This is a genomic window from Arthrobacter rhizophilus (genome assembly GCF_026241105.1).
In the GTDB taxonomy this organism is placed as follows: Bacteria; Actinomycetota; Actinomycetes; order Actinomycetales; family Micrococcaceae; genus Arthrobacter.
Genome location: NZ_JAPFFT010000002.1, coordinates 67,251 through 90,472, shown reverse-complemented (window position 1 = coordinate 90,472; position 23,222 = coordinate 67,251). Strand labels below are relative to the sequence as shown.

General features: G+C 62.2%; 23 protein-coding genes. 11 read left to right on the top strand and 12 right to left on the bottom strand.

What is annotated here, in order from left to right:
* Positions 1-5 precede the first annotated feature (5 nt).
* From OOZ51_RS02915 to OOZ51_RS02890, 6 genes are all read left to right on the top strand, one after another.
* On the top strand, positions 6-356 hold the full coding sequence (locus OOZ51_RS02915) for a hypothetical protein (RefSeq protein ID WP_265977394.1): 351 nt from the start codon (positions 6-8) through the stop codon (positions 354-356).
* Positions 357-388: 32 nt separating this feature from the next.
* Entirely contained in the window at positions 389-658 is a 270-nt protein-coding gene (gene tatA, locus OOZ51_RS02910) for a Sec-independent protein translocase subunit TatA (RefSeq protein WP_265977393.1), read from the top strand.
* A gap of 48 nt (positions 659-706) precedes the next feature.
* On the top strand, positions 707-1,501 hold the full coding sequence (gene tatC, locus OOZ51_RS02905; RefSeq protein ID WP_265977643.1) for a twin-arginine translocase subunit TatC: 795 nt from the start codon (positions 707-709) through the stop codon (positions 1,499-1,501).
* 24 nt (positions 1,502-1,525) lie between these two features.
* Complete coding sequence (locus OOZ51_RS02900) at positions 1,526-4,423, top strand: DEAD/DEAH box helicase (protein WP_265977392.1); 2,898 nt, start codon at positions 1,526-1,528, stop codon at positions 4,421-4,423.
* Positions 4,424-4,455: 32 nt separating this feature from the next.
* Positions 4,456-6,120 carry an amidohydrolase gene (locus OOZ51_RS02895; RefSeq protein ID WP_265977391.1) on the top strand — a complete coding sequence of 555 codons (1,665 nt, stop codon included), beginning with the start codon at positions 4,456-4,458 and terminating at the stop codon, positions 6,118-6,120.
* 435 nt (positions 6,121-6,555) lie between these two features.
* A complete protein-coding gene (locus OOZ51_RS02890) occupies positions 6,556-7,299 on the top strand; it encodes a polyprenol monophosphomannose synthase (protein ID WP_265977390.1) in 744 nt (247 codons plus the stop codon).
* Between the two features lie 83 nt (positions 7,300-7,382).
* Here the strand turns inward: OOZ51_RS02890 and OOZ51_RS02885 are convergent, their stop codons facing one another.
* The 4 genes from OOZ51_RS02885 to OOZ51_RS02870 all read right to left on the bottom strand — a co-directional run bounded on the left by OOZ51_RS02885 (position 7,383) and on the right by OOZ51_RS02870 (position 10,592).
* Entirely contained in the window at positions 7,383-7,730 is a 348-nt protein-coding gene (locus tag OOZ51_RS02885; RefSeq protein WP_059389983.1) for an RNA polymerase-binding protein RbpA, read from the bottom strand.
* Positions 7,731-8,042: 312 nt separating this feature from the next.
* Positions 8,043-9,062: an SPFH domain-containing protein gene (locus OOZ51_RS02880; RefSeq protein WP_265977389.1), complete on the bottom strand. Its 1,020-nt coding sequence runs from the start codon at positions 9,060-9,062 to the stop codon at positions 8,043-8,045.
* 105 nt (positions 9,063-9,167) lie between these two features.
* Positions 9,168-9,629: an NfeD family protein gene (locus OOZ51_RS02875; RefSeq protein WP_265977641.1), complete on the bottom strand. Its 462-nt coding sequence runs from the start codon at positions 9,627-9,629 to the stop codon at positions 9,168-9,170.
* A gap of 108 nt (positions 9,630-9,737) precedes the next feature.
* A complete protein-coding gene (locus OOZ51_RS02870) occupies positions 9,738-10,592 on the bottom strand; it encodes a methyltransferase domain-containing protein (RefSeq protein WP_265977388.1) in 855 nt (284 codons plus the stop codon).
* 68 nt (positions 10,593-10,660) lie between these two features.
* Here OOZ51_RS02870 and OOZ51_RS02865 point away from each other — a divergent pair, with 68 nt between their 5' ends.
* The gene (locus tag OOZ51_RS02865) at positions 10,661-12,688 is read left to right on the top strand and encodes a S9 family peptidase (RefSeq protein ID WP_265977387.1); all 2,028 of its coding nucleotides are present in this window, start codon (positions 10,661-10,663) and stop codon (positions 12,686-12,688) included.
* On the opposite strand, the gene OOZ51_RS02860 is transcribed toward OOZ51_RS02865, so the two are convergent.
* From OOZ51_RS02860 to OOZ51_RS02840, 5 genes are all read right to left on the bottom strand, one after another.
* On the bottom strand, positions 12,678-13,355 hold the full coding sequence (locus tag OOZ51_RS02860) for a peptide deformylase (RefSeq protein ID WP_265977386.1): 678 nt from the start codon (positions 13,353-13,355) through the stop codon (positions 12,678-12,680). The two genes, OOZ51_RS02865 and OOZ51_RS02860, sit on opposite strands and share 11 nt — an antisense overlap.
* Before the next feature lie 25 nt (positions 13,356-13,380).
* Positions 13,381-14,244: a hypothetical protein gene (locus tag OOZ51_RS02855; RefSeq protein WP_265977385.1), complete on the bottom strand. Its 864-nt coding sequence runs from the start codon at positions 14,242-14,244 to the stop codon at positions 13,381-13,383.
* Between the two features lie 92 nt (positions 14,245-14,336).
* The gene (locus tag OOZ51_RS02850; RefSeq protein ID WP_265977384.1) at positions 14,337-15,479 is read right to left on the bottom strand and encodes an FAD-dependent oxidoreductase; all 1,143 of its coding nucleotides are present in this window, start codon (positions 15,477-15,479) and stop codon (positions 14,337-14,339) included.
* Positions 15,472-16,200 carry a class I SAM-dependent methyltransferase gene (locus OOZ51_RS02845; RefSeq protein WP_265977383.1) on the bottom strand — a complete coding sequence of 243 codons (729 nt, stop codon included), beginning with the start codon at positions 16,198-16,200 and terminating at the stop codon, positions 15,472-15,474. Before OOZ51_RS02845 ends, OOZ51_RS02850 begins: the two co-directional genes overlap by 8 nt.
* Entirely contained in the window at positions 16,200-17,336 is a 1,137-nt protein-coding gene (locus OOZ51_RS02840; protein ID WP_265977382.1) for a type III polyketide synthase, read from the bottom strand. The genes OOZ51_RS02845 and OOZ51_RS02840 overlap by 1 nt, the downstream gene beginning before the upstream one ends.
* Before the next feature lie 338 nt (positions 17,337-17,674).
* On the opposite strand from OOZ51_RS02840, the gene OOZ51_RS02835 reads away from it, so the two are divergent.
* Complete coding sequence (locus tag OOZ51_RS02835; protein ID WP_265977381.1) at positions 17,675-19,243, top strand: LCP family protein; 1,569 nt, start codon at positions 17,675-17,677, stop codon at positions 19,241-19,243.
* Between the two features lie 249 nt (positions 19,244-19,492).
* On the opposite strand, the gene OOZ51_RS02830 is transcribed toward OOZ51_RS02835, so the two are convergent.
* On the bottom strand, positions 19,493-19,912 hold the full coding sequence (locus OOZ51_RS02830) for a VOC family protein (protein WP_265977380.1): 420 nt from the start codon (positions 19,910-19,912) through the stop codon (positions 19,493-19,495).
* 197 nt (positions 19,913-20,109) lie between these two features.
* Between OOZ51_RS02830 and OOZ51_RS02825 the strand changes: the two genes are divergently transcribed.
* Positions 20,110-20,772 carry a LysE family translocator gene (locus tag OOZ51_RS02825; protein ID WP_265977379.1) on the top strand — a complete coding sequence of 221 codons (663 nt, stop codon included), beginning with the start codon at positions 20,110-20,112 and terminating at the stop codon, positions 20,770-20,772.
* 8 nt (positions 20,773-20,780) lie between these two features.
* On the opposite strand, the gene OOZ51_RS02820 is transcribed toward OOZ51_RS02825, so the two are convergent.
* On the bottom strand, positions 20,781-21,155 hold the full coding sequence (locus OOZ51_RS02820; RefSeq protein WP_265977378.1) for a VOC family protein: 375 nt from the start codon (positions 21,153-21,155) through the stop codon (positions 20,781-20,783).
* A 153-nt stretch (positions 21,156-21,308) separates the two neighbouring features.
* Here OOZ51_RS02820 and OOZ51_RS02815 point away from each other — a divergent pair, with 153 nt between their 5' ends.
* The gene (locus tag OOZ51_RS02815) at positions 21,309-21,707 is read left to right on the top strand and encodes a DUF3054 domain-containing protein (protein ID WP_265977377.1); all 399 of its coding nucleotides are present in this window, start codon (positions 21,309-21,311) and stop codon (positions 21,705-21,707) included.
* 61 nt (positions 21,708-21,768) lie between these two features.
* The gene (locus tag OOZ51_RS02810; protein WP_078108932.1) at positions 21,769-22,050 is read left to right on the top strand and encodes an Lrp/AsnC family transcriptional regulator; all 282 of its coding nucleotides are present in this window, start codon (positions 21,769-21,771) and stop codon (positions 22,048-22,050) included.
* A 28-nt stretch (positions 22,051-22,078) separates the two neighbouring features.
* On the opposite strand, the gene trpD is transcribed toward OOZ51_RS02810, so the two are convergent.
* Positions 22,079-23,137, bottom strand: a complete 1,059-nt coding sequence (trpD, locus tag OOZ51_RS02805; RefSeq protein WP_265977376.1) for an anthranilate phosphoribosyltransferase — start codon at positions 23,135-23,137, stop codon at positions 22,079-22,081.
* Positions 23,138-23,222 lie beyond the last annotated feature (85 nt).

The following is a 23,222-nucleotide window of genomic DNA, read 5'->3' as shown; positions in this document are numbered from 1 at the left end:
CTCAAATGCCTTGGTGGTCCTGGATCCTTCTGTGGGTCGCTCTGATTGCAGTGTCCTTGCTTTGCTACGTCCTTTTGGGCATCAGGCTTTTCCGGACTTTCATGTCTACGGTGCATGAGCTGAGTGCGGCGGGGGAGCGGCTGGGGCGTCGCACTTACCTTCCCGAACACCCTGACGACGACGGCGGTGCCTCGCAGAAAGTGTTCGGCGAGGCCGTTTTTGCCTCACCGGAACAGATGCGTCATGATTACGTGACGGCCAAGGCCTCCCGCCAGGAAGTGCGTCGCCAAAAGCGCGTTAAGCGCAAAGCAGAGCTGGGCCGACCCCAGTCCCTGCACGACATCGAATTCAGTTAGACGTAGGATGTATTCCAACGAAAGGACTTCCCGTGGGACGACTATTTGATGGCCCTTGGCCAATTGTCATTATTATCATCGTGGCCCTGCTGCTGTTTGCGGCACCCAAGCTTCCGGCCATGGCCCGGAGCCTCGGCCAGTCGATGCGCATCATCAAATCCGAAGTCAAGGAAATGAAGAACGACGGGAAGCCGGCGGCCAAGGACGACACGGACCCCGTTGAAGGCAAAGTGGTCAACCACCCCGAAGCCACCACCAAGAGCGGCAACGACACTGACGTTCCGCCAGCAACCCGTAGCTAAGCAGAAGTGGCAACGAAGACGGGCCGCAAAGCCAACCCCGAAGGGCGGATGGCGCTCCTAGACCATCTGAAGGAACTCAAAAATCGGCTGATCAAGTCTGCCATCGGTGTGCTTCTGGGCGCCGTGGCGGGATGGTTCCTCTATGAACCCGTGGTCAACAGCTTGTCGGATCCCTTGGTTAAGATTGCCGAGGAGACCAAGCGGACAGCTGTCCTCAATTTCGCGAGCGTGGCGGATCCGTTCGACTTCAAGCTCCGTATTGCCATCCAGATCGGCTTGGTCATCTCCAGCCCGATCTGGATCTACCAGGTCTGGGCCTTCATCACTCCCGGCCTGACCAAGAAGGAGCGGCGCTACACCCTCGGGTACATGACCGCGGCGGTGCCTTTGTTCCTGGTGGGCGTGTACGTCGCATGGTTGGTGATTCCGAACGTTGTGCGCGCCTTGTTGCAGTTCACGCCGCAAAACGGGGCCAACAATATCGACGCGTCGCAGTACCTGACGTTCGCCACGCACATGCTTCTGTTCCTCGGTATCGCCTTCCTGGTCCCAGTGGTGTTGGTGGGCGTCAACATGGCGGGCGTTTTGACCGGCAGGACCATCCTCAAGGCGTGGCGTATCACCGTCTTCCTTGTGTTCGTCCTGGCCGCCGTGGCAGCTCCCGGTGCGGACGCTCTGTCGATGTTCATGCTCGCTGGCCCCCTGCTGGCGCTGTTCTTCGCTGCAATCGGGCTATGCATCCTGAACGACAAACGGCGTGCGCGCCATCAGGCGAAGGTCACTGCTGAGACGGAAGCCACTGCCGACGTCGCCACACCTGCCTCTGATCTGGAGAATCTGTAGTCCTCCGGCCACTAGGCTTGAAGCATGTCCTCCAATTCAGGGGCCCTTTCGCCCTCAGAAGCTTTTCAAGCGGCAGCGCAAAGGAGTGCTGAGTCGAAAACCTATCTCGGCACTTTTGCCCAGTCGCTGGAATTCGAACTTGACGATTTCCAGCGTGAAGCCTGCCGTTCGCTGCAGGAAGGCAAGGGAGTGCTGGTTGCGGCGCCCACGGGGGCCGGAAAGACAATCGTCGGAGAATTCGCGATCTACCTCGCCCTTGAACGCGGACTCAAAGCCTTTTACACGACGCCCATCAAGGCGCTAAGCAACCAGAAATTCTCAGAGCTTTCGGCGAAATATGGCGCCTCAAACGTGGGCCTGTTGACCGGTGACACCACCATCAATGGCGAGGCTCCCATCGTCGTGATGACCACCGAAGTCCTGCGGAACATGTTGTACGCGGACTCCGACACCCTCGGCGACCTTGGCTACGTGGTAATGGATGAGGTGCACTACCTTGCCGACCGCTTCCGTGGAGCTGTTTGGGAAGAAGTCATCATCCACCTGCCCAGCGAGGTACAGGTGGTTTCCCTGAGCGCCACGGTGTCCAACGCTGAAGAGTTCGGTGCGTGGCTGGATACCGTGCGCGGACACACCGATGTGATTGTCTCCGAGCACCGTCCTGTCCCCTTGTGGCAGCACGTCATGGTGGGCCGTGAGATCGTCGATCTCTTCGCTGGGGACACGAGCTTTGATCAGATCGCTCCAGGGGCGGGCGACGGCGAAGCACCCTTGCCGGTGGCAGTCCATGAGTTGGACCGGAATCCCAGGCAGAAGGAATTCGAGGTCAATCCAGAGCTGTTGTCCATGGCCAGGGCAGAAAGCCAGATGAACTTCCGTGGCCGATTCGGTCACGGAGGACGCAGCCGCCGCAGGCAGGACCACCAACGTGACAACAGCGCAGCGGAGCAGCGGAGCCCGGTGCGCAAAGCCAGCCGGCCGCAGATCATTGCGAGCCTGGACCGCCAGGGGCTCCTCCCGGCCATCACCTTCATTTTCTCCCGTGCTGGCTGCGACGGAGCCGTGGCGCAGTGTGCCGCCGCGGGGTTGTGGCTGACTACGGAGCGGGAACAGCAGATCATCGCGGCCCGGGTGGATGAGGCGAGCCGCGAAATTCCCGCGGACGACCTCGATGTGCTGGGGTTTTGGAGCTGGCGTGATGGCCTGCTCAGAGGGCTCGCTGCGCACCATGCCGGTATGCTGCCGACTTTCAAGGAAGTCGTCGAAACCCTGTTCGCCGACGGCCTGGTGAAGGCCGTGTTCGCCACGGAGACCTTGGCGCTGGGTGTGAACATGCCGGCCCGCTGCGTGGTCCTGGAGAAGCTCGACAAGTTCAACGGCGAAGCCCACGTCAACATCACCGCGGGAGAGTACACCCAGCTGACCGGCCGTGCGGGGAGGCGTGGAATCGACATCGAAGGTCACGCCGTGGTCCTTTGGCAGCCGGGAACGGATCCCGCGGCTGTCGCCGGCCTTGCTTCGCGGCGCACCTATCCTCTTAATTCCAGTTTCAGGCCCACCTACAACATGAGCATCAACCTGATCGCCCAGTTTGGACGTCCCCGGGCGCGGCAGATCCTCGAGTCATCGTTCGCCCAGTTCCAGGCCGATCGTTCCGTCGTGGGGCTGGCGCGGCAGGTTCGGAGCCGTGAAGAGTCGCTCGCCGGCTATGCCGAATCGATGAAGTGTCACCTTGGCGACTTTACCGAGTACGCGAAGCTCCGGCGGGATCTCAGCGATGCCGAGGAGTACGCATCCCGGAGTACCTCGAGGGCCCGCAAATCCCTGACGGTGGAATCCCTCACTCGCCTCCTGCCTGGGGACATCGTCAAGGTTCCCGGCGGACGCTCGCCCGGTTACGCCGTCGTGCTCGATGCCGATCCCAATGCGCGTGAACCGCGGCCCGCAGTCCTGACGGAAGACAACCAGTTGCACAGGATCGGCGCCCACGAAGTCGAAGATCCAGTGATGCCCGTGTCCTGGATCCGCATCCCGAAGTCGTTCAACGCGAAACTGCCCAAATCCCGCCGTGACCTGGCATCGGCAATGCGGAACGCTGTGCGCGAGGGACGTCCACCGGCCCGGGGGACGAACCGGAGCGAGGACTTTGGCCGCGCCCGCTACTTGCCGGACCAGGAAAAGAAAATCTTGGACCTGCGCCGGGCACTCCGCGCCCATCCTTGCCATGGCTGCAGCGAACGTGAAGACCATGCCCGCTGGGCCGAGCGGTGGTGGAAACTGCGCCATGAAACCGATGGGCTCGTCCGGCAGATCCAAGGCCGTACCAACACGATCGCGAAGACTTTTGATCGTGTATGCGATGTCCTCGCCACATACGGTTACCTTCAGACGTCCGACGCCGGTCATGTCACTATCAGCGCGGACGGCCAGCGACTGCGCCGCATCTACGGCGAAAAAGACCTGCTGATCTCCCAATCGATCCGGCAAGGGGCCATCAAGGATCTCGACGCCGCCGAACTGGCTGCGCTGGCCAGCACCATGGTTTACCAAGCCAAGCGCGATGATCGGGGTCTCCGGCCCAAGATGCCGTCCATCTCCCTCGAAACCTCCGTGGACATCGTGGTGCATGAATGGTCTGCGCTGGAGGATGTCGAGGACAAGAACAGGCTCCCGTTGACGGCCGAGCCGGAACTTGGACTCGTCTGGCCCATTTTCAAGTGGGCCAAAGGCCGTCACCTTCAGGAAGTGCTAAGCGGCACCGACCTTGCCGCAGGGGACTTCGTGCGCTGGGCGAAGCAAGTGATCGATCTGCTGGACCAGATGGCAAAGATTCCCGGGCTCGAACGACGCCAGGCGAAGATATGCCGAGAAGCGATCGATCTGGTCCGCCGCGGTGTAGTGGCCTACTCCAACGTCTCCTGACCCACCACAGATTCCCAGCAAGGAGCACTTCCATGACCCATCCAGGCATGCCCGCTGAAACTACGCCCCGCAAGGTCACCATGTACCGGAACGGTTCCGTCTATACCGCTGCGGACCCCTTTGCAACGGCAATGCTGGTTGACGGAAACACCGTTGCCTGGGTTGGTTCAGAGCAAGCCGCGACGTCGATTGCCGATTCCTCGATGGAAGTTATTGATTTGCGGGGAGCCTTGGTGGCTCCCGGCTTCGTAGATTCCCACATGCATCTCACCGAGACCGGAATTGCGTCCGATGCCCTCCAATTGGCCGGGGTCCGCTCGGCCCGGGAACTGCTCGACGTCGTCGCCCGCGCCGCAAAGGCGCTCGGTGCCACCGGCACGGTGCTGGGTCATGGCTGGGACGAATCGACGTGGCAGGACAGGACACTGCCTGCGGCGGAGGAACTCGACCGCGCCGCCGGTGGACGCAAGGTGTATCTGGCGCGCGTGGACGCGCACTCGGCGCTTGCATCACCTTCCTTGGCCTCTGCTGCCGGCATCGCCGGCCTTGACGGCTACGACGGTTCCGCGCACGTTCTGAGGGCTGCTCACACGGCCTCGCGCCTGGTCGCCAGGCAGTTCCCCGAAGCCGAGCGCCGCCGGTACCAGGAACGTGCCCTTCGCGAGGCTGCGGCGAACGGTTACGTGGCGCTTGCAGAGATGGCGGCGCCACACCTGTGCAGTGTCGAGGACCTGCGGATGTCCACCTCGTGGAACGAAAGCCGGGAGGGTGTCCCCGAGATCCTGCCCTATTGGGGCGAACTTGCTACATCGGCCGAGCACGCTGCTTCAATTCTGGAGGGCCTGGACGTACCTGTTCTTGGCTTGGCCGGTGATTTGAACATCGACGGCTCCATCGGGTCACGAACGGCGGCCCTCAACGCCGACTACGCTGACGCGCCGGGGCATCGCGGAAGCCTCTATCTCTCTGTGAACGAGGCTGCCCGTCATCTGGCCGCTTGTTCAGCGCTGGGAGTCCAAGCAGGTTTCCATGTCATAGGCGACGCCGGACTGAAGACCGCGCTGGATGCGTTGGACCTTGCCGCGGCAGAAGTGGGGGAGCAGCGGGTCCGTGCAGCTGCGCATCGCCTCGAACACGTGGAAATGGCAGATGCGGCGGATTTCGCCCGTCTTGCCAAGTACTCGATCACCGTGAGCGCGCAGCCCGCGTTTGATGCCGCCTGGGGTGGGGCAGGAAACCTCTATGAGCAGCGCCTGGGCGACGCGCGGAGAGCGGCCATGAACCCCTTCGCCTCGTACTACTCCACCGGCGTGCCTGTGTGCTTTGGAAGTGACAGCCCGGTCACCCCTTTGCGCCCGTGGTCCAGTGTCCGGGCATGCTTGGAGCACAGCAATCCGGACCAGCGTATTTCGGCGCGGGCCGCCTTCCTGGGACACACCCGCGCAGGGTGGCGGGCCAGTAGGCAGCGCAATCCGCTCATGGGTCAATTGGTTCCCGGGGCACCTGCAAGTTTTGCAGTGTGGGAGGTGGAAGAGCTGATGGTTCAGGTCGCAGATGACCGTGTCCAATCCTGGTCCACTGATCCGCGCGCCCGCACGCCCCTTCTGCCCGCGCTGGACAGCGGAAGCGACCCCGCCTGCCTGCAGACCGTACGGGAGGGCCGGGAGCTCTTCTCAAGGGAATCATTGCGGTCATAGTTGTAAATATCCTGCCGATACTGAAGGCCCCCTGACCTGCGCCTATGAGTGAAGCCGCAGGTCAGGGGGCGCTTGACAGTGTTTGTGAAGCCCGTAGCATTTAGGGTCAACAGGCTTCCACAGGGAATACCTGGTTGCCTGGCCGCGGTGGGGTCCGTTTCAAAACAGTCAATGGGCCCGTTCTTCAGACCGTGGCACTCGTAGTGGGCAGGTCCGCAGTGCAGCAGAAAACGGTTCGGCCTCGAGTTGAAAACACGGGTCGGCACTGGACCTGGGCTTGTGGACCTGCCCGCGGCCAGGTCCACTGGGTGTGTCAATCACCATAAGTGGCCCTGAGCACGCCGAGTTGTCGCCCTATAATGGAGAGTTGCGCCAGAATCCCAGCCTCGTTGCTGCTCCGGCCCACTGACCGCTCCATCAAGGAAAGGCCTCTTCTTGCGTGTCCTGACGATCATCCCCACCTATAACGAGCTGGAATCGCTGCCCAAGACCCTCGGACGGCTGCGCGCGGCTGTCCCCGCCTCTGACGTCTTGGTTGTAGACGACAACAGCCCTGACGGCACGGGGCAGCTCGCCGACAGCATCGCGGCCGAGGACAGCCAAGTCCATGTCCTCCACCGCAAGGGCAAGGAAGGCCTCGGGGCCGCCTATATTGCCGGATTCAAATGGGGTATGGCGGCTGGCTACGACGTCCTCGTAGAGATGGACGCTGATGGTTCCCATCAGCCCGAGCAACTGCCGCTGTTGTTGGATGCCATCAACGACGGCGCCGACCTCGCCATGGGCTCACGCTGGGTTCCCGGCGGAGGCACCGTGAACTGGCCGCTGTACCGCCAGGCGATCTCACGCACGGGCAGCACTTACGCCCGCATCATGCTTGGCCTGAAGATCAAGGACATTACTGGAGGGTACCGCGCCTTCCGCCGCAGCACCCTTGAGGCGCTCAAGCTGGACCAGGTCGAATCGGTTGGCTACGGCTTCCAGGTGGACCTTGCATGGAGGGTCGCCAAGCTGGGACTGAAGATCGTAGAACGCCCCATCACCTTTGTGGAGCGCGAGCTAGGAGCCTCCAAGATGAGCGGCAACATCGTTGTTGAGGCCATGATCAACGTGACCAAGTGGGGGTTGGCCTCCCGCTGGGCCGCGCTGACCCGGAAGAAGTCCCCGGCTTCAAAATAGGCCGGAACAACAAGGGCCGGGTCCGCACTCTGTTAAGAGAACGGACCCGGCCCTTGTTTTAGGACTATGCCTTTGGCTGTGCCTTATGCCGAGCGGCGTTCCCCACGGCGTTCGCGCAGGATGTTCAGCCGGTCTTCAAGGATCTGCTCGAGTTCGGGAAGGCTGCGGCGTTCCAGCAGCATGTCCCAGTGGGTACGGACGGCCTTCTCGTTGGTGTCAACGGGGCGTTCGCCATCAACCAGGAGCGCTTCCTTGCCCGTCTTGGAAACCCAAACAGGGGGAATCTCCGCTTCGGACGAGAAGGTCACGAAGACCTGCTCCCCGTCCGCGCAACGGTATTCAACCCTCTGGCGCGGTGCCGGCTCAACGCCGGACTCGGTTTCCATGCTCTGGGCGCCAAGACGCATGCCCCGCAGGCTGCGATCGCTCATGATTACTCCCTCTGTCTGTTCACGGAACCAGGCTCCGCGCTAGCCGGACGCCGAATCGACGCCGCCCGGGCTACTGTATGCACACGTTGCATCACTAGATGAAACGCCTGACCAAGCGTTAATGTTCCGTTCGGACTGAACCGGCCGGACAAATACACCATTATACGCGGATCGGTGCAGGCCGGACAAAGCGGGGGAGCCTTCCCTGACAAAAGCCCGCCTGACGGAATTCCGTTGCAGCCCAGACGCCACGAGGGACCGGCCACATGAGATGGTCCCTCGTCTCGAACTGGGTTGCAAAGCTGCCTTCGGCTACGCTGGCGGATCCTGTGCCGGGTGAGTCGATTCGGGGTGTCCGGAACTCACTACCGTGGTGGCCGCCGGTGCGGAAACCTCGGCTGCGGGCTTCCCGGAGTCGCTGAACAGGTCTGCAACTCCGGCGCCTCCGTTTGTGCCTCCCAGTGCACTGCCGATGCCTTTAAGGGCCTCGCCGACCTCGCTGGGGATGATCCACAGTTTGTTGGATGATCCTTCCGCGATTTTCGGCAGGATCTGAAGGTACTGGTAGGCCAGCAGCTTTTGGTCCGGATTGCCCTTATGGATGGCATCGAAGACCTTCTGGATGGCTTGGGCTTCACCGTCGGCGCGCAGGATAGCCGCCTTTGCGTCGCCCTCGGCGGCAAGAATTGCAGCCTGCCGCTGGCCTTCGGCCGTGAGGATCTGCGACTGTTTGGTACCTTCGGCCGTCAGAATTGCGGCACGCCGGTCGCGCTCGGCCCGCATCTGCTTTTCCATCGAGTCCTGGATGGAGTGGGGCGGGTCGATTGCCTTGAGTTCCACGCGTGAAACGCGGATTCCCCACCGTCCCGTCGCTTCGTCCAAGACCCCGCGAAGCTGGCCATTGATCTGGTCGCGCGAGGTGAGCGCCTCTTCGAGATTCAGGCCGCCCACCACGTTACGGAGCGTCGTAGTGGTCAGCTGCTCAACAGCCTGGATGTAGTTGGCGATCTCATAGGTCGCGGCCCGGGGATCCGTCACCTGGAAGTAGACCACCGTGTCGATGGAGACTACCAGGTTGTCTTCGGTAATCACTGGTTGCGGCGGGAAGGAGACCACTTGTTCGCGAAGATCCAACAGTGGCAGCAGGCGGTCGACGAAGGGGATCAGGATGGTGAGCCCGGGGTTGAGCGTGCGCTGGTACTTGCCCAGGCGTTCGACGACGCCAGCGCGCGCTTGCGGGATGATCCTGATCGAGCGGACCAACACGATGATCACAAATATGACGAGAACTAGCAGCACGATCGCGGCTGCAGTTCCTCCCAAGCTATCCATACATCTCCTTCATTCCCCAGTTCCGTATTTGATGTGGTCTTGTGTGCGGCAATGTGCCGATCATTTTCTGGCCAAGTTTGCGGGACGCGCGCTCCGGGGCGCCGCTCAGCGCGGGCTGTTTTCCGCCGTTGAGGCGACTACCGCCGTCGCGCCGTCAATCCTGGTGACCTGGACTGTCTGGCCGGCGTCGATGATTCCCGCGGCGCTGCGCGCGGTCCACACGTCGCCGCCGATCTTCACCAATCCTGCCGTCGCACTGACTGGCTCCATCACGAGCGCCGATTGGCCGATCAGGCGGTCCACGTTGGTCCGTTGTTCGGCAGGACCCTTGTGCAGATGCTTCAGGGCGATAGGGCGGACGAAGGCGATCATCAGCAAGGACACGACGCAAAGGACGACGATCTGAAGCCATAGATCAGCTCCGGCAAAGTCTGCGACCAGTGCAGCCAATGCGCCGCCGCCGAGCATGATGAAGAAGAAGTTGAGCGTCAGCATCTCCACTACGGCAAACGCGAGGAAAACCGTGAGCCAGAGAGCCCACCAGTTGCTGCCAAGCCATTCAAACATCATTCCCCCTGTTCCCGGACTTGCGGAGGCAGCCGGCCTGATCCGGGCTGCAGCGTCGGCAAGATCCAGTCGCTGTTTTTCCATCCTAGCCCGGTGCGAAGCTTCGCGTTAGGAGGGTCGCTCAGGCGCAGTGAAAACGCTGAGGTTGAACTTCGCGGTGGCTCCGACTGACGATTCTCTTGCGATCGACGCCAACAAAGCCGAACGCTGCAGATGGTGGCCTGCCGGGCCCATGAAGGCGACGTCAGCGATATCGCGCCCGTTGAGTGTCAGCTCCACGTCGAGTTGGACGGAATCTGCGGGAGTGAAGAATTCCTGCATTGACTCTGCCAAGCGCTCGTCTTTGCCCGGTTCTATGCTTAGCATTCCGGTGCGTTCCGCAATTTCCGCGAGGTGTCCGCTCCGGGGAGTCACCACGATCACCCGGCCGCCAGGACGCAACACGCGGGCAAACTCCGGGGGATTCCGCGGCGCAAAGACCACGATGAGGGCGTCGACGCTATCGTCGGCGAGCGGCAGTGGACGCCAGATGTCCCACACCAGATTGATGGCGTCGGGATTCATCCGTGCTGCCCGGCGGAGGGCGAACTTCGAGATATCGATGCCAATAGCGGCCGCGGGAGTTCGGTCCAGCACCGTGTGTAGATAGTGGCCGGTGCCCGTGCCGGAATCCAGAACGAGGGATCCCGGCGCCGACAGGACCGGGGATGCCAGTTCCGCGATGGCATCAGCCAAGGGAGCGTAGTGTCCGCCGCCCAGGAAGTCGTTGCGGGCTGAGACCATCTCTGCCGTGTCCGCCTCGAAGACCGTACCCTTGCCGGTGAGCAGGTTGAAGTAGCCCTGTTTGGCGGCATCGAAACTGTGGCCGGCGACGCAATTCAGCGAAAAGGGCGCCGCACCGCTGAGGCCGAAAGAACCCTGGCAGACCGGGCAGCGCAGGGAAGGGACGGCGTCGGAAAGCATAGGGATAATCCTACGGCGGCCGGAGTGGCACGTATCGTCGTGCCGGGACGGCCGCTAGGCTCACCAGCGTGAAAGCCGAACAACTCCCGCTGCTGAAGTCCGTCTCTTCCCCTGCCGCCCACCCGGATGGCACCCGCGCCGTCGTGTCCGTCACCCGGCCCGATTTTGACGCCGATGCGTACGTAGGGCAACTCTGGAGCGTTGCCTTTGACCGTGCATTCCCGCCTCGACGAATCACCCGAGGCTTCCGGGACACCGCACCCGCCTTTTCCCCCGACGGCAAGGTGCTGGCATTCCTCCGGGCGACGCTGGACGGCAAGTCGCAGCTGCACATAGTGGAAGCCGACGGCGGGGAGCCGCAAGCGATTACGGAACGGAAATTGGGAGTCTCGGAGTTTTCCTGGGCGCCCGATTCGAGCAGGATTGTGTTCTCCTCGCGGGTTCCCGAAGAAGGCCGTTATGGAACGGTTGAAGGCGTCGGAGCGGGCGGCGAGGACCCCCGGCTGATCACGGACAACCAGTACCGACTCAACGGGCTCGGCTACACCGCCGACAAACCCGCCCAACTGTTCGTCGTCGACGTCCCGGAGCCCGGAGCGGAACCGCCAGTGGCTCCCGTGGGGCGGGCTGCGAAGGGACGCGGAACTGAGGCGCCGAGCTTGCTGCCGGCAGCGGTGCAGTTGACGTTCGGGGACGCCGATCACACGTCACCGTCTTTCAGCCGCAGCGGCGGGAGCGTCTACTTTGTCGCATCGCTCCATCAAGGGCACGACGCCGATATCGCCTCTGGGATTTATCGCGTCCCGGCCGCGGGTGGCGAGCCAGAAGCTGTGCGGCCGGATACCGCGCCGCAAGCAGTACACGAGGTCCGCGAATCCATCGACGGCGAATGGCTGTTCTTTACGGCGCAGGACCTCGGCGAAGACGGTTTGGACTTCGTTGCCAGGAACACGGCCCTATATGTGATTCCAGCTCGCGGGGGCAAGGCCGCAATGCTGAGCGATGTCGAAGGCCAGGACATTTCCGGCCCCCTCGAACCTTTTGGGGCGGATGGCGTGCTTGGTCTCAACACAAACCGTGGGAGTGTGGAGCTGATCAAATGGGCGGCCGACGGCGGGAGCGCGGTCCTCCTCAAAGGGCCGCGGGTTGCAGGGGGTGCTTCCGCGGTACGTGACGTGGTGGCCGTCAGTGTCAGCGACGCTTCCAGCAACGGCGAGCTCGGCGTCCTGGAGCAGGGCGAGCTGCGCTTGCTTACTGACTTCTCCGGGGCGCTCCGGGCGGAAGCAAAGATCCTTAGTCCGCAGGAATTCACCGCCACTGGCAATGATGGCTACCCGGTCCATGGCTGGGCGGTCCTGCCGGAGGGCCAAGGTCCCCATCCGGTGCTGCTGACCATCCACGGTGGCCCGTTCGCTCAATACACGGCTGCCTTCTTCGATGAGGCCCAGGTGTATGCAGAGGCCGGATACGCCGTCCTGATGTGCAATCCCCGTGGTTCTGCCGGATATGGTCAGGCACATGGTGGCGCCATCAAGGAGAAAATGGGCACCGTGGACATGGCGGATGTGCTTGCGTTCCTGGATGGCGCCCTGCAGGCCTTCCCGGCGATGGACAGGGAATCGACCGGCATCATGGGCGGGTCTTATGGTGGATATCTGACGGCCTGGGTTATCGGACATGAACACCGTTTCAAGGCGGCCATTGTGGAGCGAGGTTTCCTTGACCCCGTCAGTTTTGCCGGCTCTTCAGATATCGGGTGGTTCTTCGGTGGCCAATATACGGGCGGATCCCCGGACCAGATGGCGGCCCAAAGCCCCATGGCCGTCGTGACTGAGGTCCGGACGCCCACGCTCGTGATCCACAGCGAAAACGATCTCCGTTGCCCTGTTGAGCAGGGACAGCGCTACTTCGCCGCCTTGAAGGCACAGGGCGTGGAGACTGCGTTGCTTCTCTTCCCGGGTGAGGACCACGAACTTTCGCGCTCCGGTACGCCGCATCACCGCCGTCAGCGGTTCGAACAGATCCTCGCCTGGTGGGCGAAATACCTGCCTTCCGCGGCAAACCCGTCGCGCGAATCCGGCCCGGTCAGGAGTTAAGGAAGCCCAGCCCGCGGCGTGCCTCGTCGATTCCGGGGTACGCCCAGTGGGCGCCGTATTGCTGATCGTCGGCAAGAGACCGTAGCTCGGCCCTGTCCAAATAGAGTCCGCCGTGCAGATGGTCGGTCTCGTGTTGGACTATCCGTGCCTGCCATCCTGAGAATCCTTCCGAGGCTGCACCTCCATCAGGACGTTGGTAGTGCAGGCGGACATCCCGGTGCCTTGTCACCACGGCCTGGAATCCACGCATCGACAGGCAGCCTTCATAGTACGACGCGGTGGAAGTCCCTTCGGGCTCGTACCTGGGATTCAGGATCGCGAAGAAGCCCAGCGGTGTCCTCTCGCGGATTTCTGAAGCGATGGGGTCAACATCGAAATGGTCCTCAAGCACGGCCAACTGCAAGGGGATGCCGAGCTGGGGTGCTGCGAGGCCAACGCCGGGGGCGCCGTGCATGACATCCCGCATCCGCTCGATCAGTTGCGCCAACTCGGTGTCCTCGAGCTGGCCATCATAAGGTGCGGCGAGTTGCCGGAGCACGGGGTGGCCGACCTGGACGATGGGTGGAAGCCCCTCGAGCCCGAGTAGATCCTGAACCGCGGCTCGGATCCGGGAGGCCGTGAACGTCGTGTCCGGGCCGGCCGACAGGGGCCGAGTCTCAAAGTCCATGGATTGAGCTTAGTGGGATGGCACCTCAACCGTCCCCGCAGCTCTTTGTGACGAAATCGTAGATGCTTCCACGCAGCGCATTACCGGCAGCAACCTTGATAGTCCCGGCAACTCCATTGACCGTCACCTGGAGTGGCATGAGCGTGCCCACTTTGTCCTCCGCGACGGCGTGCGGGTCGCAACGCGCGGGGCGGATGCGCAGGCTCAGGGTCGAGTCCTTGTCGGTGCCATGAATCACGACACTATGGGGCCACGGGCTACCCGGGTCTGCTGCAAGGAGGGTGGTTTCGCCGATTGATTCAATGGTCATGGACCCTGTTCCGCCATGGGGTTTGACCGTGATGGTCATTGTTGCCGAGCCTTTCCCGGGTCCTGGGTCCAACGCCGGCAGGAGCTCCAGGCTCGCTATTTCCGAGGCGCCGCGTTCCAGGCATAGTTCGCTGTTGTTCCGAGCCAGCACGCCGAAGGGGTCCGTCACGGTTTCGCTGTACACGTGGTCCGAGCCCGCCAGCACATAGTCAACCGTGGATTCCGAGGAGCCTGGGGGACAGGTCGCAGACGGAAGCTGCACGGGCAGGCTCTTGGTCTGGCCCGGCGGAATGGCTGTGCCATCGGCGCCCGAAGTCCATCCGATCGTTCCATCAAAGCCCGCCGTGCGCAGGGCGGCGCCTACCACAGTGATGGTGTCCGGGCCGAGGTTGCTGAATTGGATCTCGATGATGTGCGTGCTGTAGTTATCCCGGAACTGGTTCAGTTGGACGGTGAGTGCGCTGGCCGGCGTCGTCGCCCTCGGTTCAGGCGTAGCCGAACATCCCGCCGTAGAAGCTACCGTGATGCCCAACAGGCCGATGAGTACGACGGCGGCTGCCCACCGTCGTCGAACACTCACTTTTCGTCCCTGGCGGTCATGGTTGCAGTCTAAAACGCAATCACGCACCGGTCACGGTGCTGCCGGCCTCGCAGGAAGCACCGAAACGGCGCCTAGTGCATCGTGAATCGGCGGGCCACGAACTCCGAGAACATCGGCAAGGTTATCGCCCGGCCAATCAAGGCGTTCCGTGCGCTCAGGACTTTCGGAGGCAACGGGCGGCCCAGGGCCATGTTCACACTGGCCTGCCATATGGCCTTCTTCGCTGCACGCTGACGGCTGCGCTCGAATGCCGCGAGTTCCTTGCTGGCAGGCATTCTTCCCGACGTTCGCAACGCTTCGCTGATAATCGGTGCCAGGGCAACAGCATCCAGCCAGCCCAAGTTCATCCCTTGACCGCCGATCGGGCTGATTTCGTGTGCGGCGTCGCCGAGCAAGGCAACCCGTCCATGAACCATCCGGGAGACTTGCCGTGAGGTCACGCCGAAAGCACTGACCATCGTATTGCTCGTTGAGTCCACCGCCGTTCCGGTCCGCTTTCGGATCAGGGCAGCGAGCGCACGGGGAGTTGGCTCTTGGCAAGGGGCGCCAAGCCGGACTACCCACCTTCGGATACCGCCGGGCAGTGGAAAAGACTCGACGATTCCTCCCGGCTCAAGGAAGAGGACTGCCTTGTTGCCGAACATCGACTCATCCTGGAAATCGCCCATGACGTAGTAGTCGGGGTAAGTACGCAAGCGCGGCTCCAAACCGAGGCCCCCACGGACGGCGGAATGGACGCCGTCGGCCGCCACCACGAAGCGGCCCAGGAACTCCACCGCCGACCCGCCCTCCTGTCCGCGCAAACGTAAGTACCCGCCGTCGTCGACCACTTCCTCGATGTGCACGCCGCGGAGAAGGGCGCTTGGATCGAGTTCGATAACCTTGGACTCGAGGGCTTGGGTGGTGAGATATTGCGGAACGGAAAGGATAAAGGGGTATTCAGCAGAAGGCCGGGCAAAGTCCATGTCGGCAACTTTGCGGCCGCCGCTGTACGCGGCCCCGTGGGTGATCCGGACGCCTGAATCGACCAGGGAATGAGCGGCACCCACAGTGTCGAGTGCCGCCAACGCCGGCGGATGGATTCCAACGGCCCGGGTTTGGCGGCTCGACGTCGCCCGTCGCTCCAGAATGGCAACGCGGTGCCCGTGTTGCAACAGGAGAGCGGCCATGTACAGCCCGACCGGCCCAGCTCCAACCACAACCACGTCAAACATGTGGAGCTTCACCGGGTCGGAAAACCAGGAGGTTGTGCCACAGGCCGTTGCCTTCCACCGTCCAAGTAGGGGGAGTGGCGGCACGCAGTTCCGCCATTGTGTAACTGCGCCTGATGGACGTGAGTCCATCGCCGTGGATATAGGAGCCGAGCCCGAGTGGCCAGGCGCCGGCCCAGAAGAGCGAGTAGGCGAGGCGGCTGCGCCTGAGGTCGTTGTGGAGGGCAATGCGGCGGCACAGCTGTTCAGAGTCGCGAAGGAACGAGGCGAATTCGGGGGGCGTCAAGTGGTGCAGGACGTGGTTGGAGATAACGACGTCGAATTCGAGCCCCTCTGACACAAGCTCCGAGCTGAAGGCCTTCCGATATGTCACGCCCTCGACTGGCGGCGCGGAGTTCGCGAAATGGAAGGCACGCTCGTCCGGATCGATTCCGGTGACCTTGAGCTGGTATCCCTCCGCAGCGGCCCGGCGCGCGAGGCTTCGGGCGACGTCGCCACCGCCGCAGCCGATGTCGAGGACCGTGGTGGGCGCCGCCGTCGTGAGTAATGGTCTGATCAGGGACTTGTACGTATCCCGCCAGCCAGACACCACGGCGTTGACGAGCGGAAACCGCGCGTAACTGCGGTTGAGCCGGTCGAGCTCGCAATCGGGGCGGTCCATGTCCTCAATAGCGGTCACATCACGTTCGCCGAGAAAACCGCCTGGGCGGGGGAGGGCAGGCATCACAATGCTGGGGAAACCCGGGTGAACAGCCCCGTTTCCACAGTTAGGCCGGGCCCGAATGCCATGGAACAGATACGCTCCTCCCGCTGTGCCGGAGTTTGTCCCAGGATGTGTTTCAAGACGAAGAGCACGGTGGCGCTGCTCATGTTGCCGTAGTTGCGAAGGACTTCGCGTGCCGGAATCATCTGTTCCTCGGTGAGCTCGAGCTTCGACTCGACCTTGTCGAGAATACTGCGGCCGCCGGGATGGATGGCCCAATGCGTGATGTCCCGATAGGGGAGTCCGGCCAAGGAGGGATCGCGAGCAAGCAGCGGTTCGAGCGCCCCGGTGATGTGCTCCTCGATGATGTGCGGCACGTACGTTCCGAGAACCATTTCGAAACCTTCGTCGCCAATGTTCCAGGCCATGGCTTCTTCGCCCACCGGCGTCAGGACAGTCTCGAAATGGTCCAGCCGAATCACCGGGTCCGGCCCCTCAGGTTCACGGGAAGTCACGACGGCGGCGGCCGCACCGTCGGCAAAGATCGCCGATCCCATGATGGTGTCCGGGTCATTCGAGGTCCGGACGTGGAGAGAGCACAGCTCCACGCAGATAACCAGAACGACGGCAGAGGGATCGGCCTGACAGAATTGCCGGGCCGCCCGGAGGGCCGGAAACGCGGCGTAGCAACCCATGAAGCCGAGGTGGTAACGCTGCACGGCCGGGCTGAGACCCAGGGCCCGGACCACCTTATAGTCGGGCCCGGGGTTGAAGAATCCGGTACAGGAGACAGTGATGACATGAGTTATGTCAAGTAAATCAATATCAGGACATTTCCCGACGGCGGCTTTGGCGGCCTCTATGAACAGCTTGGTAGCCTCGACAGCAAAAATCTCGTTGCGGACCTTGGTGCTGGGGCTCAGAACCCGGCCCGAGTCAGGGTCGAAGAATGACGGGTTCTCGGCCTGGTTATCAAGACTTAGTTCAGCAACGGCAGTGAACCGGGTGTCGATGGCAGCTGAATCGAAGCACGTTCGCACGAGTCGGGATCCGAGTCGCGTCAGGCCGGGTTGGGATGCAAAGACGTCGCGTGCTTGTGGCTGTACAAGCACTGTGGGCGGTACGGCAGTTTCCAGAGACCTCACGTAGACCGGCATGCTTCATTGTTGGCGACGAACATGCCGTTGACAATGGCAGAAGGGGGGAAATGTGGATGTTTTGAGGGTTTGGTTCTGCGGCGTCGCCGAGATGCTGCTGAGATGCTCAACAACGCCGATAATCTACATTATGTAAAGTAGTTCTCTCCTTACCCCTTCTGCGATCCCCCGCACCTCCTGAGAGGCCGGCTTTGACGTTTGGCAGGCTGCACCTGAGCACGTGGAAGGAGTCTGGGCCAGGCGTAAGGGCCAAAAAGCGCACAACCCGGCAAACGCCGCTAGTGATTTGTGCTGCGCGTAGCGGGGCGCACGGAACCTTCCCAGACGTCCCAGCTACAATGGGGGCCGTCCGTCATTCCCCCGGAGAGGTAGTCCCCCTTTTGGTAACTCGCCACGATGCACCCAACCCGGAATCGGGTCAGTCCGCACCTGTCGCCTATCCGGGGCAGGGCAAATTGGCTACCCGCAGCCGGCGTTTCAGCTATCGTCGGGCGCCGCGCTGGTTTAAGATCACGAGCGCCGTGGTGGCCGTCCTGCTGCTCGCCGTCGTCGCCTTCGGCGGATATTGGGTGTGGAGGCTTCAATCCAACATTTCGACGTCGGCCCTGGGTGCCGGTGGCCACAGATCGGAAGGCCCGGCAGATGACCGGAAGGACCGCTTGCAGATCCTCATTCTCGGTACCGACACCAGAACCGGCAAAAACGGACAATTCGGGACGACGGACCAGTCATCCGGCTATGGGCAATCCGATGTGATGATGTTGCTGGATATTTCTGCAGACAACAATCACGTCAACGTCATCAGCCTTCCTCGGGACCTGCTGGTCGACGTCCCTGCCTGCACTGACAGCAAGACTGGACAGCATTACGCAGAACGCCAGAACGCCATGATCAACAGTGCGATGGCCGAAGCCGGCATTGGCTGCGCCGTGGATACCGTGAACAAGCTGACGGGCCTGGAGATGGACCACTTCATGATGGCCGACTTCAACGCCGTCAAAGAACTCTCCAATGCGGTCGGTGGGGTGGACGTCTGCGTGAGCTCGGCCGTGAACGACCCGGACTCTGGACTTCATCTGCCCAAAGGCACCTCGCAGGTCCAAGGGGATCAGGCCCTCGCCTTCCTACGCACTCGCCACGCATTTGCCGATGGCGGCGACCTCGGCCGAATCAAGGCCCAACAGGCGTTTCTTGGCTCGCTGACCCGCAAACTCAAAGCCGACGGAACACTCGGCAACCCGCAGAAGATGCTGGGCATCGCGGACACAGTCACCAAAAACCTGACCGTCGACGACGGCCTTTCTTCCGTTCCTGCTTTGCTGACCATCGCCGACAGACTGAAGAATATAGACCCGGCAAAGGTCAACTTCATCACGTTACCGAACGTCCCAGCGGCGTCAGATCCAAACAGGCTCGACCTCGATCAACCTGCTGCCGGCAACTTTTTTGCGGCCTTGAAACAAAGCGCTGATCTTAGTCAGCCTGCCGCTAGTGCTGCTCCCTCCCCTGCTCCGACCACCGAAACTCCGAAAGCGGCCTACAACAAGGCGCTACAGCCGATCACTATCGCCAATGGAACAGGCGTGAGCGGCAGGAGCCAGGAAATCGCAGCGCTGCTCTCCTCCGGTGGCTTCACGAAGGTGGCTCGGATTCAGGGCGATGCGAGGCCGCAAACCATGGTCTACTACGGTGCCGGGTTTGCCGATGTCGCCGCGGACGTTGCCGCCATGTTCGGGTTGCCAGCGGCGAGCGTGCAGCAGGTTCCCAGTGTCCAGGGAGTCCAGCTTTACGCGGGGCAAGACTTCGCCACAGGGAGTAAACCGACGCTTCCGGCGCCCAAGCCGAACGATGTGGTTGCCCAAACCGCCCAAGACCAGACGTGTCAGGCAACCAACCCCGCGGGATAGCCGGAGCACAACGCCACTGCGAGCACCAGCGGCCGAACTGGCCACCTTGCGATCTCCCTCAATGTCAACCAGAACAGACGACATCGTTTTGGCGAGGGAGTACCTGGCACCATGGGTCCTGCGGCGCATCACCCACCGGGCACAGGTCCAGCCTCTGGTGGCAAAGCGACCAGATGCTGGACCTGTTTTTGCCGCCGGGGGTTGGGACGGCGGCGCCGTGCAAAAGCGGTTACTACCTTGAGGTTCCCTTCACTGGGGCTGCTCCCCGGTGACGTTGACCAGCCACGCAATTCCGAATTTATCGGTCAGCATTCCGAAAATATCGCCCCACGGCGCCTTCTCCATCGGTACGGTAACCGTCCCGCCGTCGGCCAGTCCATCCCAATAGCCGCGAAGCTCGGCTTCATCGTCTCCGCTGAGGGACACCGAAATGTTGTTGCCCGGGTTGTACTCCATGCTGTTGGGAGTGTCTGCAGCCATCAATAGCAGTCCGTTGTCGGTCTTAAGCGCCGAGTGCATGATTTTGTCGCTTTCGGCCGGGTCTTCGCTGGCGTGGAATTCCGCGAAAGTGCTCTGGGTCAGCTCTCCGCCGAAGACCGACTTGTAGAAGGCCATGGCCTCCTTGGCACTGTCCCGAAAGCTGATGTAAGGATTGAGGTTCGTGGTCATTACATGGCTCCTCAGTTGTTGTGGCAGCGGATTCAGCTGCCTTTTCGTCATGCTAACAGCGCCGGCCTGAAGCATCTACAGGGATTTGGCCCGCGCCGGACGCCGCTCCCAGGCGCAGTCGTAGGCGCTCTGGAGGGTTGCCGGGCCCGTACCTGCCCGACCGCTGAGCAAGGGCTTGCGGCTGGCTACCATAGAGCATGACCATCCCTGCCGCTTTGGCTTCCTTCGCCTTCGTTGCCGCGCTGCTCACGATCATTCCAGGAATGGATACGGTCCTCGTGCTGCGCACTGCCATCAGCCGGGGCCGGGTTCCGGCGTTCGCCGCAGCCGGAGGGATCTGCACAGGCACGATGGTGTGGGGTGTTGCTGCCGCCGTCGGGGCGTCTGCTTTGCTCGCTGCTTCGGAAGCCGCATTTCTGGTCCTCAAGTTGGCTGGTGCCGCCTATATGGCGTGGCTGGGCTTGTCCATGCTGATCAAGAGTTTCGGGCGAGTGCCTCTCGCCTCAGCTCCGGACCTTGCCCCGGCCACGGCCGAATCCATGGCGCAACCCCGGCCGGCAAGCAGACGTTCGTCATGGCTCACCGGCATCACGTGCAGTCTGCTGAATCCCAAAGTAGGAGTGTTCTACATGGCGATGATCCCGCAGTTTTTGCCGCCGGACGCGTCGCCGTTGCTGATGGGCATACTTCTGCCGACCGTCCACAGCATTGAAGGCATCTTGTGGTTCGCGGGCATCATCGCAGCAACCCACTTTGCCCGCAGATGGCTCCAATCACCTGTGGTGGGCAAAGTCACGGACCGCATCGCCGGCGTCGTGCTCGTCGGGTTCGCGGCCAAAATCGCAACAGACCGCGGTTGACCCGCCCCCTAGTTTCCGGTTGGCTCGCGGCCAACGAGTCCCACCGTGTTGCCTTCGCTGTCCTCGATGAACGCCATCCATTCGTCGGTTCCGGCAGGTCCAAGGCTCCCGTCAACGTGGCTGTAGATGAGCCGTGGTTCCTGAATGACCTTGGCTCCTGAGGCGCGGATCTCTTCAATCGAGGACCTGACATTGGCCACATCAAGATAAATAAGCGACGTCGGAGCACCCTTATCCAGAAGGAGCCGAACCCCGTTCAAATCGAAGAACACGAGCCCAGGTGGATCGAACCTTCCTGTCGGCTCGCTGCCCAGGAGTCGAGAGTAGAAAGCAGCTGCCCGGTCGAGGTCAACGGCCCTCTGGGCAACTTGGATCAACCTCATTGTTTACCTCCAGGGACTGGCTTCTCTCCAGGTTTGGTAGCCACATCTTCCGCGCAACAGGGCTTTGGTTCAAGGCGTTGTTCGCTGGCGTTCGTTCCAGGACTCGAACCAATCGGTTAGAGTTCGGCATCCGTGCGGGATAGGGTCGTTTCCATGCCTGCTGCAAAAGCCACCCCGGTCCGGACTGCCTTCATCGCCGCACTCTTTGATGCCGTTTTCATCCTGGTTTTCGCGGCCATTGGCCGGGACGCACACCAGCGAGCCGATGTCTTGACGGGGGTCTTCTCGACGGCCTGGCCGTTTCTTGCGGGTGCCGCAATAGCGTGGCTCTTCACGAGGACTTGGCGGGCACCCTTCGCGATCTGGTCGTCCGGCGTCGCTGTATGGATCGGAACCGTGGCCGGCGGCATGCTGTTGCGTGCGGTTACTGGCCAGACCGTAGTACTTGCCTTCATCATCGTTGCTTTGATCAGCTTGGCGATCCTGCTGCTTGGCTACCGTGCAGTGATCGCCCTCGTGACCCGGGTTCGTCGACGGAGAAGTCAGCCCTGAGCGCCAACCCATGCACTAGGCTTGCATCGTCCACTGCTGCACTTCGGAAAGGCCGCCCCCAGTGATCACCGCTTTTGTCCTGATCAAGACCGACGCTTCACGTATCCCGGAGACGGCCGAGGAGATTTCCGCCATCCAGGGCATCAGCGAGGTCTACTCCGTCACAGGAGAATGGGACCTTATTGCCGTGGCACGTGTCGCCAAGCATGAGGAGCTGGCGGACGTCATCGCGGACAAGCTCTCCAAGGTTCCTGCAGTGGTTCACACCACCACGCACATCGCATTCCGTGCATACTCCCAGCACGATTTGGACGCCGCTTTTTCCTTGGGCTTCGAGCAGTAAACGCCAATACCCCTGGCGCCTGGCCGGCTCAGTTTTGAGTGAGTCCGACCCAAGTGTCCAGCACCCGGGCAGCTGCTCCGGAGTCAATGGACTCGGTGGCCCGCAGCCAGGCCGATTTCATGCGGTCCAGGAACGGTCCGTCGGCAGAAGTGTCGAAGGCAACCAAGCCGGCAGCGGCGTTGAGTAACACGGCATCTCGGACCGGGCCCGGCTTCCCGCCCAGTACTTCGCGCACGACGGCGGCGTTCGCCTCGGCGTTGCCGCCTCGGAGATCCGCGACGGTTGCCAAGGCGATCCCCAGGTCGGCCGGCGAGAACAGCAGTTCTGTGACTTCCCCGCTCCTGATTTCCCATACCGTGGATGGACCCGTGGTGGTCAGTTCGTCGAGGCCGTCTCCTCCGCGGAATACCAGTCCGCGACTCCCCCGGCGTGCCAGGACCCCTGCGATCAGCGGCGCCATGGTGGCATTGGCCACCCCAACGGCTGAAGCCTGGACATGGGCCGGGTTGGTCATCGGTCCCAGGAAGTTGAAGGCCGTGGGGATGCCGAGTTCTGACCGGACAACTCCTGTATGCCGGAATGACGGGTGGAATACCTGGGCGAAACAAAAAGTGATTCCAGCCTCTTCGGCGTTGCGGGCAACGCGCTCGATCGGCAAGTCGAGCCTCACGCCAAGGGCTTCCAGGACGTCCGCGGAGCCTGACGACGACGACGCCGCCCTGTTTCCATGCTTCACGACGCGCGCGCCTGCGCCCGCGGCCACGAGTGCAGCCATCGTGGAGATGTTGACGGTGTTGAGTTGATCGCCACCGGTGCCCACGATGTCCAGCTTTTCGCCCGGGATACTCACGGGATTGGCGTTGGAGAGCATCGCATCCACCAGTCCCGTGACTTCCTCCACAGTCTCCCCCTTTGCGCGCAACGCAACCAGGAAGCCGGCAATCTGGGAAGGAGCGGCTTCCCCGGACATGATCGTGTTCATGGCCCATGCGGTGTTCTCGACCGTGAGGTCATGCCCCTTGATCAGGGCGGAGATGAGTCCGGGCCACGAGTTGCTTGCCTGCTGTGCAGATGCCTGTGAAGTCACCACTTGATGCTAGCGATCCACCCGGCTCCATGACCAATGCGAACCACTCAGGGAACTTTTCCGCGCGAATTCGCGTGTTTGTAGA